Here is a 14,461-nt window from a genome sequence, read left to right on the forward strand (position 1 = left end):
CCCTCACAGCCGCTCGTTGTAGAGCAGTGCACGGCCCAGGGCATTGGGCACGAAGGCCAGCGCCTCGCCCGCCACCGACAGGACGACGCCGGTGCCGATCACGCTGCAGGCCACCGCCGACCCCACGGCATGGACCGTGCCGGAGGCCGCGCGGCCGGCCACCTCCACGCTCACCTGCGCGCCATCGGACGCCCGCTCCAGCACATACACGGTACCGTTGGCCGACGCCTCCACGGCCTTCACGGTGAGGATCGCGCCCCCAACCGACAACGCGACGGGAACAGCCGCCACCGCCCCGGCGGCCGTGGACGCCACCGAAGCGGTGCCCACGACCGAGGCCACGGGCAGCAGCGACAGGCCGACGGACACCTCGCTCTGCGCATGCACGGCGCCTGCCGCCAGCGCAAAGGCCAGGCCGAAGCCCACGGCCCGGCGGGTCCAGGAAAAACGGAGGATCAGAGTCTCGATGCGCATGGTCTTTCTCCAGAAAAAGGGCGCGACAGCGGGGCCGCCGTGCGCGCAAGGGACGGCCGGGAAAGCGGGCACCGCGCCCGCTCCGGCCCCCGGGTTCACTCCGCCGTCGCCTTGCCCGCCTTGTCCGGGGCGGCGGCCGGTGCGGAAGGGGTGCCACCGGCTGGCATGGAGGCCTCGCGGCGACCTTGCCAGCGGGCGTCCGCCAGGTCCGCCTCGTGGCGGTCACGCAGCATCTTGGCCAGCGTGAAGGCAGTGGTGATCAGGTAGAGCCAGCTCACGCCCAGGAAAGCCTGGTAGGTGGGGTTGATGTCCATGCTCCACAGGCCCCAGCCCGTGAGGCCCACGGCCACCGCGAACGCGCCCCAGACGACCAGCTTGAACATCGGCGTGTCCGCACCGTGGCGCGTCTGGTTGTCCCGCACGAACTTCGCCAGCATGAACACGGCCGAGAGGCAAAAGACGTAACCCATCACCATGAAAGCCCGCTCCATGGCCACCCCTGGCAGCCATGCCAGCCCCACCGCGCAGCAGAACACGGCGATGCCGAACGAGACCCAGACCTGCAGGCGCCAGGCGGGCGTATCGCGCTGGATCAGGGGCGAAGGAGCGAAGGGGTGTGACATGGAGAGAAGGGCTTGCGGCCCGTGGTGGAACATGGGGCGGATCATGCGCAGGCCACCCGCCCCGGCGCGCCCTGGAATGCACGGGTGGCGGGCTTTCGGCTGCCTGGTATCGCGTGGCGATACTTTCCCTGCTTCCCCAGTCCCTCGGCGAGTGCCACAGCCGTGCGGATTGCGGTAATCTGCCGCCATCATTGGCTCTCCCTCCGAAGGACTCCGCATGCCTATCCAGAAGATCGCGGCCGCGTGCGCCCTGCTGTGCAGCGCCGGCTTCGCCTCCAGCGCCCTGGCCGGCGTCATCGCCGGCACGGGGGGCACGCCCTCCAGCAGCGTGATGGGCGCCACCGATGCCACCACCTATGCCATCGCCGAAAGCGGCCCCGGCCACAGCCTCGTGGTGCCTTACTTCACGGCGCAGAACGGGCAGATGACGGTGCTGCACCTGGTCAACACCGACTTGAACAACGGCAAGGCCGTGAAGCTGCGCTTTCGCGGCGCCAACAACGGCGATGGCCTGCTGCACATGACCGTGCTGCTGGCCCCCGGCGACGTCTGGACCGGCGCGGTGACGGCCGGTGCCAACGGCATCGCGCAACTCACCACCGCCGATGCGACCTGCACCTCGCCCCGGCTCGCGCCCGGCGTGGCGCAAGCCTTCGTGACCGAACGGCTCAACCCCCTGTGGACTGCCAACGTGCAGGCCAACCACACCCGCGAAGGCGCCATCGAGGCGATCGTGGCGGCCGACATTCCCGCCGCCGCCGTGTACGGCACGGGCCAGCAGGAGCGCTCCGCCCTCTTCACGGCCATCCGCCCGGTGAACGGCACGGCCCCCTGCACCGATGCGGCCTTGAACGGGGCGCTGCTGGAGGACACCAGCGCCGAGGCCACGGCCGCCTCCCGGGGCCTGGCCACACCCACGGGCGGCGTGGCGGGCACCTGGTACATCATCGACGTGCCCAACTCCACCACCTTCTCGGGGGCCGCCACCGCGATCCGCGCCGTCAACAACGCAGGCCGCAATGCACGGGGCAACTACGTGCTGTTTCCGCCCACCGCGCAGACCGTCACCGCGCCCGAGCGCTACACCGCCGACCCGCTGCTGGTCTCGGCCGGCTTCGCCACCCGCGTGAAGAACATCGACGGCGAAACCAGCGAGCCCACCAATGCGGCCGTCATCCAGGCGCGCTACTACGACCTGCCCGACCTGTCCACGCCCTACTACCTGCCGGCCGGCGAACGCAACGCGCGCAGGACGGCGGGGGACCTGTCGGCGCAACTGGCGGCCACCGAAGTGATGAACCAGTACGCCACCGACCCCTCCATTTCCGCCCGAACGGATTGGGTGCTGTCCATGCCCACCAAGCGCTACAGCGTGGCCTACGACTACAGCCAGCCCCCAGCGGTCGCCCGCGTGTATTCGGTGGTGCCGCCCTCGGACCTCGGCAGCCAGTATTTCTCGGGTGACGACACACAGGTCAAGACCAGCCCCGAGAGCGTGTGCAGCCAGTGGAACCTGACCTATTTCGACCGCCAGACCAGCACCAAGCTCGCCCTCAGCCCCGTGGTGGCCTGCGGCACGGTGGCCACGCTGGGCTTCCAGGAGGCGGGCCGCTCCGGCGTCTCGGCCTCGATCACCGCGCAGCCCCGATCGGACGCCTTCGTGTCCGGCTGGGCCAGCATCGCCACCAATGCGTCGGATGGCCGCCCCATCATCGGCGCCGCACTGCTCAAGCTCACCAACCCCAATGCCACACCTGGCGTCGCGGGCAATTACGGCCTGACCATGCCGCACATGTATAAAGCGCCCTGAGCGCACGCAGGGCGGCGGCCGATTGAGGCCGCCATCGGCCCGGCGCTCGGAACGGGTTCACGATCCTTGCCGGAGCCGCCGGGCACCATCGCACGGCATGGCTCCCATCCTCAGCGCGGTGGTTTCGATTTGCGGGTGGCCTGCTGCATGCAGCGGCCGCCCAGGGCGGGCCTTTGGCCCCGCCCCACCACCACCGTGCCGACCCCATCGCGTGACAGGTTGCCTTTGCGCGGCCCATGGGCGATGCGGAGACGTTCCCACCTGCCATCCCAATCACAGGAGAAACCGTGAAAGTCAAAACCATTTCCGGGGCGGTCAGCGCCCTGCTCGGCACGCTGGCCATGGCCGGCGTAGCACACGCAGGCGTGATCGCCGGCACCGGCGCCACGCCTTCCAGCACGCAGTTGGGCGGGACCGATGCCATCAGCTTCAAGGTGGCCGAAGGCCAGGCAGGCCATGCGCTGCTGGTGCCCTACTTCACGGCGCAGAACGGCCAGATGAGCGTGCTGCACCTGGTGAACACCGACCTCGACAACGGCAAGGTGGTGAAGGTGCGCTTTCGCGGCGCCAACAACGGCGACAGCCTGCTGAGCGTGCACGTGCTGCTGTCGCCCGGCGATGTGTGGACCGGAGCAGTGACGGCCGGTGCCGACGGCCTGGCGCAGCTGACCACCACCGACCGCAGCTGCACGCTGCCGCACCTCGCGCAGGGTGTGGCGCAACCGTTCTCCACGGGCCGGCTGGACCCCGCATGGACCCCCGAGGTGATGGCGGCCAACACCCGCGAGGGCGCCATCGAGGCCATCGTGATGGCCGACGTGCCGCAGGCGGCCCTCTATGGCCCCAACGGCGCCAGCCAGTCGGTGCTGTCCGTTGCCATTCAACAGGTGAAGGAGGTCGCGCCCTGCTCCGAGTCCGTGCTCAATGCCGCCCTGATGCAGGACACGAGCAGCGAAGCCGTCGCCGCCAGCCGCGGCCTCGCGGCCCCCAGCGGCCAGCTCAGCGCCACCTGGTACGTCATCGACGTGCCCGGCTCCACCACGTTCTCCGGCGCAGCCACGGCCATCCAGGCCATCAACAACACGGGCCTGCCGGCGCGCGGCAACTACATGCTGTTCCCTCCCACGGACACGGCGGTCTCGCAGCCGGAGCGCTACACCGCCGACCCCCTGCTGGTGTCCGCAGGCCTTGCCACGCGCAACAAGGACGCGCAGGGCAACACCGCATTCCCGACGACGGCGGCAGTCGTTCTGGCCCGCTACAACGACCTGCCCGACCTCTCCACGCCGGTCTACCTGCCTGCCACAGCAGACAGCGCACGGGCCACCGCCGGCGATCTCTCCCGGCTGCTGGCCGTGCGCGAGTTCAAGAACCAGTACGTTCTCGACGACTCCATCTCCGCCCGCACCGACTGGGTCGTGGCGACCCCCACCAAGCGGTACAGCGTGGCCAAGGACTACAGCCAGTCGGACCCATCGAACCAGCGCGTCTATTCCCTCGTGCCACCCAGCGGCGGCGGCGAGCAGTACTTCCATTCGCTCAACACCCAGGTCCGCGACGGCGTGTGCAGCCGGGGCGGCAGCTGGAGCTTCCGCATGGGCTCGCGCGATGGCAGCCTCACCCCGGAAAGCGTGATTTCAGACGCGGCATCGCAACCCGAAAGCTGCGGCGCACTGTCCGTGCTTTCGTTCTCGGACACCCGGTCGGCCGTTTCTTCGTCCGTGGCCCGCAAGACGCTGCAAGGAACGTTTTCCAACGGCTGGGCCATCTTCCGGATGCCCGACGCGAGAGGCATTCCCCTCATCGGCACTGCGTTCACCAAGCTGAGCAACCCCAGCGCAACACCCGGCGTGGCGGCCAACTATGGGCTGACCTTTCCGCATGTCGTGAAGGCGCCCTGACCCCCTGAGGCAGCCTCCCGTGACCTCCGCCCCGGCGGTGGTCACGCCCCAGGCATTCCAATGGCGGCTGCGTGGTGGATGAGCCGCGCCGCTCGCAGCGAAGCCATCCGGGCCGATCTTCCCGCCTTGCCGCGCGCCGCCGGCCTTCCGGCCCCGCGTCAGATCGCCATGGGCAGTTCGGTCGTCGAGAGCACGTTGCGGATCACCATGAACGAGCGCACCTGCCGCACGCCTGGCAGGTAGAGCAGCTGCTCCGCATGCAGGCGGTTGAAGCTCTCGCTGTCCTTGGTGCGCACCAGTAGAAAATAGTCGAACTCGCCCGTCACCACGTGGCATTCCATGCAGCCCGAGATCTTGGCGGCGGCCTTCTCGAACTCGGCGAACGACTCGGGCGTGGAGCGGTCCAGCACCACGCCGATCATCACCAGCATGCCCGCGCCCACGGCGCGCGGATTGAGCAGCGCCACCACCCCGTCGATCAGCCCCAGGCGCTTGAGGCGCTCCACGCGCCGCAGGCAGGCAGGCGCGCTCAGGTGGACCTTGGCCGCCAGCGCCACGTTGGAGACCGAAGCATCGCGCTGCAGGGCCCGCAGGATGGCCTTGTCGGTGCGGTCCAGTTCGCCGGTGAGATCGGCGGCGGGTGCCGGCATCGCAGGCTTTCTTAATTTTGTTGCGCACATGAATGATTTCCCGCAATGAATTCGAAATAAACAGGCTTCACAGCCTTTTTCAGGCCGATTTTCAATCCATTTTTGCAACCCTGTTGCGCCCACATTTTCCTACCATTCCAGGCAACGGACTGCCCTTGTCGGTTGCCCCTGCCACTGCGCGGCAGCGGCAATCCACCGCGGCGCCGGAGCCCCGCCCCCATGCCCTTCCCTTTGCCAGGATGCTTCCCATGAACTTGCAGAAATTCCCCCGCCATTCGCTGACCTTCGGCCCCACGCCCATCCAGCCGCTGCCGCGCCTGTCCGCCCACCTGGGCGGCAAGGTCGATCTGTACGCCAAGCGCGAGGACTGCAACTCGGGCCTGGCCTTCGGCGGCAACAAGACGCGCAAGCTCGAATACCTCATTCCCGAGGCGATCGAAGGCGGCTACGACACGCTGGTGTCCATCGGCGGCATCCAGTCCAACCAGACGCGCCAGGTGGCCGCCGTGGCCGCACACCTGGGCATGAAGTGCGTGCTGGTGCAGGAGAACTGGGTGAACTACTCCGACGCGGTGTACGACCGCGTGGGCAACATCGAGATGAGCCGCATCATGGGCGCCGACGTGCGGCTGGACGCCGCGGGCTTCGACATCGGCATCCGCCCGAGCTGGGAGCAGGCCATGGAGGATGTGCGCAAGGCCGGCGGCAAGCCGTTTCCCATTCCCGCGGGCTGCTCCGAGCACCCCAAGGGCGGCCTGGGCTTCGTCGGCTTCGCCGAAGAAGTGCGCCAGCAGGAAAAGGAACTGGGTTTTCAGTTCGACTACATCGTCGTGTGCTCGGTCACGGGCAGCACGCAGGCCGGCATGGTGGTGGGCTTCGCGGCCGATGGCCGGGCGGACAAGGTGATCGGCATCGATGCATCGGCCAAGCCGGAGCAGACCCGCGCGCAGATCCTGCGCATCGCGCAAAACACAGCGAAGCTGGTGGAACTGGGCCGTGACATCACCGAAGCCGACATCGTGCTGGACACGCGCTACGGCGGCCCCGAATACGGCCTGCCCAGCGAGGGCACGCTGGAGGCGATCCGCCTGTGCGCGCGCCAGGAGGCCATGCTGACCGACCCGGTCTATGAAGGCAAGTCGATGCACGGCATGATCGAGATGGTGCGCAACGGCGAATTTCCGGCAGGCTCCAAGGTGCTGTATGCCCACCTGGGCGGCGTGCCCGCCCTGAACGCCTACAGTTTCCTTTTCCGCAACGGTTGATCACCCCCCAGGAGAACGCAGCACCATGACACGACTCGGCTGGCCCGGCGCCACCCCCTTGCCCGATACGCTCGACCCCGGGGAAGTCCAGGAATGGTGCGATGCGCTCGACGGCCTGCTGGCCGCCTGGGAGCCCCGCCAGGGGCGCGAGCGGGCCGCGGCGCTGCTCGACGCGTTGCTGGCCCATGCGCGCCAGCGCGGGCTGCAATGGAGCCCGGCCGGGATCACCTCGTACCTCAACACCGTGCGGGTGGAGGAACAGCCGCCCTACCCGGGCGACCCGCAGATCGAGCAGCGGCTATCGGCCATAGTGCGGTGGAATGCGCTGGCCATGGTGGTGCGGGCCAATGCCGCGCAGGGCGAGCTGGGCGGCCACATCGCCAGCTACGCCTCGGCGGCGGACCTGTTCGAGGTGGGCTTCCACCATTTCTTCCATGCGCGCACCGAGCAGCACGGCGGCGACCTGGTGTATTTTCAGCCGCACTCCGCGCCCGGCGTGTATGCGCGCGCCTACCTGGAAGGCCGGCTGAGCGAAGACTCCCTGCGCCACTACAGGCAGGAACTGGCCGCCGAGGCCAGGGGCATCCAGGGCCTGACCTCCTACCCCCACCCCTACCTGATGCCGGATTTCTGGCAGTTTCCCACCGGCTCGATGGGCATCGGCCCGATCAAGGCGATCTACCAGGCGCGCTTCATGCGCTACCTGGCCGACCGGGGCCTGTGCGACACGGCGGGCCGCAAGGTCTGGGGCTTCTTCGGCGACGGCGAGATGGACGAGCCCGAATCCATCGCTGCGCTCACCCTCGCCGCGCGCGAGGGGCTGGACAACTGCATCTTCGTCATCAACTGCAACCTGCAGCGCCTGGACGGCCCGGTGCGCGGCAACGGCCGCATCGTGGACGAGCTGGAATCGCTGTTCACCGGCGCCGGCTGGAACGTCGTGAAATGCCTGTGGGGTTCCGAATGGGACGCGCTGCTGGCGCGCGACCACGGCCACGCGCTGGCCCGGGCCTTCGCGCAGACGGTGGACGGCGAGTTCCAGACCCTGAGCGCGAACGACGGCGCCTTCAACCGCCGCCACTTCTTCGGCAAGAGCCCCGAGCTGCAAGCCCTGGTGGCCCACCTGTCGGACGACGACATCGACCGCCTGCGCCGCGGCGGGCACGACCCGGCCAAGGTGCATGCCGCCTTCGCGCGCGCGGCCGGCCACACCGGCCAGCCCACCGTGGTGCTGGCCAAGACCATGAAGGGCTACGGCATGGGCAGCGTGGGCCAGGGCCGCATGACCTCGCACCAGCACAAGAAGCTGGGCGCCGACGAACTGCTGGCCTACCGCGACCGCTTCCACCTGCCACTGACCGACGAAGAGGCCCGCACCGCCGCCTTCTGCAAGCCCGCCGACGACAGCGCCGAGATGCGCTACCTGCACGACCGCCGCCAGGCGCTGGGCGGCTACCTGCCCGCACGCCGCGCCCGGGCGCCCGAAGTGGCCGTGCCGCCGCTGCCGGCCACCGGTGGCTTTGCGCTGGAGGCCGACGGCAAGGCCATGAGCACCACCATGGCCTTCGTGCGCCTGATGGGCAACCTGCTGAAGGACGAGGCGCTGGGGCCGCGCGTCGTGCCCATCGTGGCCGACGAGGCCCGCACCTTCGGCATGGCGGGGCTGTTCCGTCAGGTCGGCATCTATGCGCCGTTCGGCCAGCTCTACCAGCCCGAGGACAACGCCTCGATGCTGGTGTACCGGGAAGAAAAATCCGGCCAGATCCTGGAAGAAGGCATCACCGAGGCCGGCGCGCTGGCCTCGTGGACGGCGGCGGCCACCAGCTATTCGACGCACGGGCTGTCGATGCTGCCGTTCTACATTTTCTACAGCATGTTCGGCTTTCAGCGCGTGGGCGACCTGATCTGGGCCGCGGCCGACCAGCGGGCGCGGGGCTTTCTCATCGGCGCCACCTCGGGCCGCACCACGCTGGGCGGCGAGGGGCTGCAGCACCAGGACGGCAGCAGCCACCTGATGGCCTCCACCATTCCGAACTGCCGCGCCTACGATCCGGCCTTCGCGGGCGAACTGGCCGTGATCGTGGACCACGGCATGCGCCGCATGGTCGAGGCGCAGATCGACGAATTCTTCTACATCACCGTCACCAACGAGAACGTGGCCAACCCCAGCCTGCCCGCCGACGCGCACGACGGCGTGGTGCGCGGCATGTACCGGCTGCGGCAGGGCGCACCGGCGCTGGCGCACCGCGTGCAGCTCTTCGGCAGCGGCGCCATCCTGGGCGAGGTGCTCAAGGCCGCCGACCGGCTGGAGCAGCAGCACGGCGTGGCGGCCGATGTGTGGAGCGTGACGAGCTACGTGGAACTGGCGCGCGAGGGGCAGGCCTGCGAGCGCGGCTGGCGCCAGGGCGAGCGCGATGCGGTGGGCAGCTGGTTCGAGCAGCAACTGGCGACCACGTCCGGGCCCATCGTCGCCGCGAGCGACTACGTGGTGGCATTGCCCGAGATGGTGCGCGCCTTCGTGCCGCCAGGCCGGCGCTATGTGACGCTGGGCACCGACGGCTTCGGCCGCAGCGACTCGCGCGCCGCCCTGCGGGCGCACTTCGCGGTGGATGCCGATGCCATCGTGCAGGCCAGCCTGCGCGCCCGCGAGGAGGACGACACCGACGAGGCGTCGGCCGAGCAGCGGCGGCTGCAGGGCCTGGCCTCGCTCGCCGTCACCTGAGGCGGCGCGCCCCGCCTTCGCGGCGGGGCCTCCGCAATGACAGCCTTCAGTGGGCCAGCAGGCCCGCCACCCGTTCGCGCAGCAGATCGGGCTGCACCAGCGTGGCCGGCACGGCCGGCCCGACGTTCAGGCCCACCCGGTTGAACAGGCCGCGCCGGAAGGGCCGCGCCATCGCGGTGCCGCGCTCGATGCGGCTGAAATACGAGCCCCACAGGTTGGTCAGCGCCATCGGGATCACCGGGGGCGCCACGCCTTCTTCGCGGGCGCTTTCGAGGATCTTCATGATGCCGCCCTTGAACGGCTGCAGTTGCCCGTCGCGCGTGATACCACCCTCGGGAAAGATCGCCAGCAAATCCCCTTCCCGCAGCACCTGGGCGGCGCGCTCGAACGCCGCGGCATAGACCGCCGGATCGTCCTTTTGCGGGGCGATGGGAATGGCCTTGGCCAGGCGGAACAGCCAGCCGAGCACCGGCACGCGGAAGATGCGGTGGTCCATCACGAAGTAGATCGGGCGCGGGCTGGCCGCCATGAGCAACACCGCGTCCACGAAGCTCACATGGTTGCACACCAGGATGGCCGCGCCCTGGGTGGGCAGGTGCTCGTCGCCCCGGATCCTGAAGCGGTAGACGAAGCGCGAGGCCACCCACGCCACGAAGCGCAGCAGGTACTCGGGCACCAGCAGGAAGATGTAGAACGCCACGATGGCGTTGGCAATGCCCGTGAACAGGAAGATCTGCGGCACCGAGAAGCCCGCGCCCAGCAGCGCGCCGGCGATGAGCGAGCTGCCGATCATGAACAGCGCGTTCAGGATGTTGTTGGCCGCGATGATGCGCGCCCGGTGCGTGGGCTGGCTGCGCATCTGGATCAGGGCATACATGGGCACGCTGTACAGGCCGGCGAACAGGCTCAGCAGCGCCAGGTCGGCCATCACGCGCCAGTGCGCGGCCTGCGCCACGAAGGCGCCCAGCCCCATCTCGGGCGCGGGTGGCAGGGAGCGGGAGGCGAAGTACAGGTCGATGGCGAACACGCTCATGCCGATGGCGCCCAGCGGCACCAGGCCGATCTCCACGTGCCGACGGCTCAGCACCTCGCACAGCAGCGAGCCCACGCCGATGCCCACCGAGAACACCACGAGCAGCAGCGAGGCCACGTGCGCATCGCCGTGCAGCACCTCCTTCGCGAAGCTCGGAAACTGCGAGAGGAACACCGCGCCGAAGAACCACATCCAGCTGATGCCCAGCAGCGAGCGGAACACCACGGGGCTCGCGTGCGCGAGCTTCAGGTTGCGCCAGGTCTCGGTCACCGGGTTCCAGTTGATCGACAGGCCCGGGTCGGTGGCCGGCACGCTCGGGATGAACTGCGCCACCGCGCGCCCGGCCAAGGCCAGCAGCACGCAGGCCGCCGCCACCCAGGCATGGCCAATGTCCGGCACCGCCACCAGCAACCCGCCCGCCACCTGGCCCAGCAGGATGGCGACGAAGGTGCCCATCTCCACCATGCCGTTGCCACCCGTCAGCTCGCGCTCATCCAGCACCTGGGGCATGTACGCGAACTTGACCGGCCCGAACAGCGTGGAATGCAGCCCCATGAGGAAGGTGCACGCCAGCAGCACGGCGGCGCTGGAGGCGAGGAACCCCCAGGCCGCCACCAGCATGATGGCGATCTCCAGGTTCTTCACGAAGCGGATCATGCGGGTCTTGTCGAACTTGTCCGTCAGCTGCCCCGACGTGGCCGAAAACAGCAGGAAGGGCAGGATGAACAGCGCGCCGATCACCAGGCCGGCCATGGACGGCGGCATCCACGACACGCTGAGCTGGTAGGTCACCATCACCGTGAAGGCGAACTTGAACAGGTTGTCGTTCGCCGCGCCGGCGAACTGCGTCCAGAAGAAGGGTGCGAAGCGGCGCTGGCGCAGCAGGGCGAACTGGTTGGGGTGCGACGGCTCGGCCGCGCGGGGGTGGTCGGCCATGCGGGCCTGTTCTTGGCTCATGCCGTGCTCCTGTGTGGAATGGTTCTTCAGACGCGTCGCGCCGCGGCGCCAGGCTGGGCCCCCTCGTCCGCGCTGGCGGCGATTGTGCCCCGGCGCAGGCCCGTTGCGGCCGCCGCCGGGCGGCGCCAGGGCACCGCCCGCACGCACTGGGCCCAGTAGGCGCCCGGCAGTGGGGCGCGGCGCGGTGCCAGCGCTGCGATCACCGGCCATGCGGCCAGGGCCGCCGCCACGTGCTTGAGGCTGTGGCCCGACACCCAGCCGCCCGTCCAGCCGAACACCGCGTGGTCGCCCAGTTCCAGCAGCTTGGCCAGGGCATACCAGCCGATCACGGCCACCAGCGACAGGGGCGGTCGGCCGGACCGCGCCGGCACCATCGCCAGCGCCGCGACCAGCAGCATGCCCCCGCCCTGCAGCACGCCCCAGGGCAGCACCTGCCCCGCCGTGCCCCAGGCCCGCAGCGACCACGCGCCCGCCAGCGGCACCACACAGGCCAGCACCCAGGCGGGCCGCGCACCCATGCGCCCATCGACCGCCAGACCCAGCAGCCCGGTGAAGGCCACCAGCATGCCCATGCGGTCCCACAGCAGCGTGATGTCGTGCGGCACCGCGTGGTACAGCGCCGAGGCGCCGGCCGTGAGCAGCAGGCCCGAGAAAAAGATCGCCGCCATCACCGCCGTGGTGGTGCGGCCGGTGCCGGCCGCCTGCGCCGCCCCCTCGCCGCACCCGCCAGCCTTGCCGCTGCGCACCCACTGCACCAGGCGCCGCACGCCCAGCAGCCCCATGAGGGCGAACGGCAGGTTGGTGAGCACGTCCATGGCATGCGCGATGCCCCACAGCGTGCGCTGGTCGGCAAAGGCATGCTGGTGCGGGTCCGCCGCCACCTGCGGGCCCCAGGCGCCCACGGCGGCCAGCACCGCCAGGGCGCCATACAAGGCCCACTCGGCCGGGGCCGGACGCGAGAGGAAGGCGCGGAAAAAAGAACGGGTGGACGACGGCATGGACGAAACTCCGGAAGGCAGCGGGATGGAACGGGGGACGGGATGGGGAATGGAACGCAGTCTCTACGCCCTCGCCACGCCAGGGCGCACGAAACGCGCCCAGACCCATCGCCGGCCACGCCGGGTATCCATAATCGATACCCATGAGCACCACTGCCGACCTCGTTGCCGCCCTCAAGAAGGAACTCAAATCCGCGCAGATGACCTATGCGGACCTGGCCCAGGCCCTGGGAATGGCCGAGTCCAGCGTCAAGCGCATGCTGGCCAAGGGCGACATGCCGCTGTCGCGCATCGATGCGATCTGCCGGGCGCTGGCGCTCGACTTCGCCGATCTGGCGCGGCGCGTGGCCGACAGCCAGCCGTTGCTCAAGGAACTGAGCCAGGCGCAGGAAACGGCCGTGGTGGCCGACAAGAAGCTGATGCTCATGGCGATCTGCGTGCTGAGCCAGTGGACGCTGGAGCAGATCGTGACCACCTACCGCCTGAGCGAGGCCGAGGGGGTGAAGTACCTCGCGCAGCTCGACCGCATCGGCATCATCGAATTGCGCCCCCTGAACCGCTACCGCCTCAAGCTCGCCAAGACCTTCCGCTGGCGCCCCCACGGCCCGGTGATGCACTACTTTCGCGACCATGCGCTGCTCGACTACTTCGCCGGGAGCTTCGACGGCCCGGGCGAAGGCGTGCTGCTGGTGCACGGCGCGATCAGCCGCAGCCTGGCGCCGGCCTTCTGGGAGCGCATGCAGCGCGTGGCGCACGATTTCGCGCAGCAGCACTTGGCCGACCAGCGCATGCCCGAGCGCGAACGCGAGGGCTACACCGTCCTGCTGGCGCTGCGCAGCTGGGAGTTCGATGTGTTCACCAGCATGCGGCGCTGAGCGCGCCGCCCTTCGTTTCCGGTCCACCGCTCCACCACCCGATGCACACCATGCCCCATCCTCCAACAATCACCGCCGTCGCGGTGCCACCCGGCAGCGCCATTGCATCGGCGCTGCCCGGTGCCTACTTCGCCGACAGCTACGAAGCCACCGACCCCGAGCCCGCAAGCAGCGCGCTGCAGGCCTGGCTGTCCACCCTGGCCCACGTGCCCGGCTGGACGAACCGGCTCATGGCGCTGCGCAACCGGCTGGTGCGGCTGGCAGGCCTGAAGGACCTGGGAGCGCTCGGTGGCGATGCCGCCCACCCGCTGCGCGAAGCCGCCAGCTACCGGGTGGGCGACCGCGTGGGCATCTTCCGGATCCGGCACCTGACCGAGGACGAAGTGGTCATGGGTCAGGACGACCGCCACCTCGACGTGCAGGTGTCGCTGACCAAGCGGCAACCGGCGGAGGGGCCGCCCCGCATCGCCCTGAGCACCGTGGTGCATGTGCACAACACACTGGGCCGGGTGTACATGGCGCTGGTCGTTCCGTTCCATCGGCGCATCGTGCGCACCCTGCTGGCGCGCTACGCCGCCCGGTAAGGCGCGGGCCCTCGCCCCTGCCCAGCCGGAAACACCCGGTCACAACACTTCGCGCCGCGGCGACACCGGCTTGACGTTGGCGGATCACGATGGAGGTGCTGAAAAAAACACACAGCGCTTTTCCAAAGGAGATCGTCATGACCCGCAAGACCATTGCCCTCACCGCCGCCACGCTGGCCCTCGCCGCGATGGGCTCCGTCACCACCGTGGCACGGGCAGCCACCAGTGCCACCGTGATCGTGCAGTCTGGCGGACCGGTGTACCGGCAGCCCGGGCCCGTGATGGTGCAGTACCAGGCACCGCCCCCGCCCCGCCGTGAGGCCGTGCCGCCCCCGCGCCGCGGCATGGTGTGGGAGACGGGCCATTGGGAATGGCGTGGCCATCGCCATGTCTGGGTGGCCGGCCACTGGGTCCGCGCCCGCCCCGGCTATGTCTATCGCCAGCCGGCCTGGGTGCAGCACGACGGCCGCTGGGAGATGCGCCGCGGCGGCTGGGACCGCGACGGCGACGGCGTGCCCAACCGCCAGGACCGCCGCCCGGACAACCCGAACCGGTACTGAGCCACGCGG

The 14,461-nt window shown here is 69.6% G+C and carries 12 protein-coding genes; 7 read left to right on the forward strand and 5 right to left on the reverse strand.

Translation table 11 applies throughout. The annotated features are described in order from the left end of the window. Positions 1-3 precede the first annotated feature (3 nt). Positions 4-474 (reverse strand): hypothetical protein, encoded by a 471-nt coding sequence (locus AVAK2825_RS21295; protein ID WP_284402461.1) that lies wholly within the window; start codon positions 472-474, stop codon positions 4-6. Between the two features lie 95 nt (positions 475-569). Next, positions 570-1,097: a YiaA/YiaB family inner membrane protein gene (locus AVAK2825_RS21300; protein WP_284402463.1), complete on the reverse strand. Its 528-nt coding sequence runs from the start codon at positions 1,095-1,097 to the stop codon at positions 570-572. A 217-nt stretch (positions 1,098-1,314) separates the two neighbouring features. Here AVAK2825_RS21300 and AVAK2825_RS21305 point away from each other — a divergent pair, with 217 nt between their 5' ends. Both AVAK2825_RS21305 and AVAK2825_RS21310 read left to right on the forward strand, forming a co-directional pair. Next, complete coding sequence (locus tag AVAK2825_RS21305) at positions 1,315-2,907, forward strand: surface layer protein NpdA (RefSeq protein WP_284402464.1); 1,593 nt, start codon at positions 1,315-1,317, stop codon at positions 2,905-2,907. 287 nt (positions 2,908-3,194) lie between these two features. Then, complete coding sequence (locus AVAK2825_RS21310; RefSeq protein ID WP_284402465.1) at positions 3,195-4,808, forward strand: surface layer protein NpdA; 1,614 nt, start codon at positions 3,195-3,197, stop codon at positions 4,806-4,808. A gap of 158 nt (positions 4,809-4,966) precedes the next feature. On the opposite strand, the gene AVAK2825_RS21315 is transcribed toward AVAK2825_RS21310, so the two are convergent. Further along, positions 4,967-5,488, reverse strand: a complete 522-nt coding sequence (locus AVAK2825_RS21315; protein ID WP_284402466.1) for an Lrp/AsnC family transcriptional regulator — start codon at positions 5,486-5,488, stop codon at positions 4,967-4,969. A 218-nt stretch (positions 5,489-5,706) separates the two neighbouring features. Between AVAK2825_RS21315 and AVAK2825_RS21320 the strand changes: the two genes are divergently transcribed. Both AVAK2825_RS21320 and mdeB read left to right on the forward strand, forming a co-directional pair. Next, a complete protein-coding gene (locus tag AVAK2825_RS21320; RefSeq protein WP_284402467.1) occupies positions 5,707-6,723 on the forward strand; it encodes a 1-aminocyclopropane-1-carboxylate deaminase in 1,017 nt (338 codons plus the stop codon). Between the two features lie 25 nt (positions 6,724-6,748). Continuing rightward, entirely contained in the window at positions 6,749-9,445 is a 2,697-nt protein-coding gene (gene mdeB / locus AVAK2825_RS21325) for an alpha-ketoglutarate dehydrogenase (RefSeq protein ID WP_284402468.1), read from the forward strand. Between the two features lie 46 nt (positions 9,446-9,491). On the opposite strand, the gene AVAK2825_RS21330 is transcribed toward mdeB, so the two are convergent. Further along, a complete protein-coding gene (locus AVAK2825_RS21330) occupies positions 9,492-11,435 on the reverse strand; it encodes an MFS transporter (protein WP_284402469.1) in 1,944 nt (647 codons plus the stop codon). Between the two features lie 26 nt (positions 11,436-11,461). Continuing rightward, positions 11,462-12,433: a hypothetical protein gene (locus AVAK2825_RS21335; RefSeq protein WP_284402470.1), complete on the reverse strand. Its 972-nt coding sequence runs from the start codon at positions 12,431-12,433 to the stop codon at positions 11,462-11,464. Positions 12,434-12,576: 143 nt separating this feature from the next. On the opposite strand from AVAK2825_RS21335, the gene AVAK2825_RS21340 reads away from it, so the two are divergent. From AVAK2825_RS21340 to AVAK2825_RS21350, 3 genes are all read left to right on the forward strand, one after another. After that, the gene (locus AVAK2825_RS21340; protein ID WP_284402471.1) at positions 12,577-13,308 is read left to right on the forward strand and encodes a helix-turn-helix domain-containing protein; all 732 of its coding nucleotides are present in this window, start codon (positions 12,577-12,579) and stop codon (positions 13,306-13,308) included. 50 nt (positions 13,309-13,358) lie between these two features. Continuing rightward, positions 13,359-13,892 (forward strand): DUF2867 domain-containing protein, encoded by a 534-nt coding sequence (locus tag AVAK2825_RS21345; RefSeq protein ID WP_284402472.1) that lies wholly within the window; start codon positions 13,359-13,361, stop codon positions 13,890-13,892. 137 nt (positions 13,893-14,029) lie between these two features. Beyond that, positions 14,030-14,452, forward strand: a complete 423-nt coding sequence (locus tag AVAK2825_RS21350; RefSeq protein WP_284402473.1) for a YXWGXW repeat-containing protein — start codon at positions 14,030-14,032, stop codon at positions 14,450-14,452. The last annotated feature ends 9 nt before the right edge of the window (positions 14,453-14,461 follow it).

This window comes from Acidovorax sp. SUPP2825 (assembly GCF_030158995.1).
Taxonomy (GTDB): Bacteria; Pseudomonadota; Gammaproteobacteria; order Burkholderiales; family Burkholderiaceae_C; genus Paracidovorax.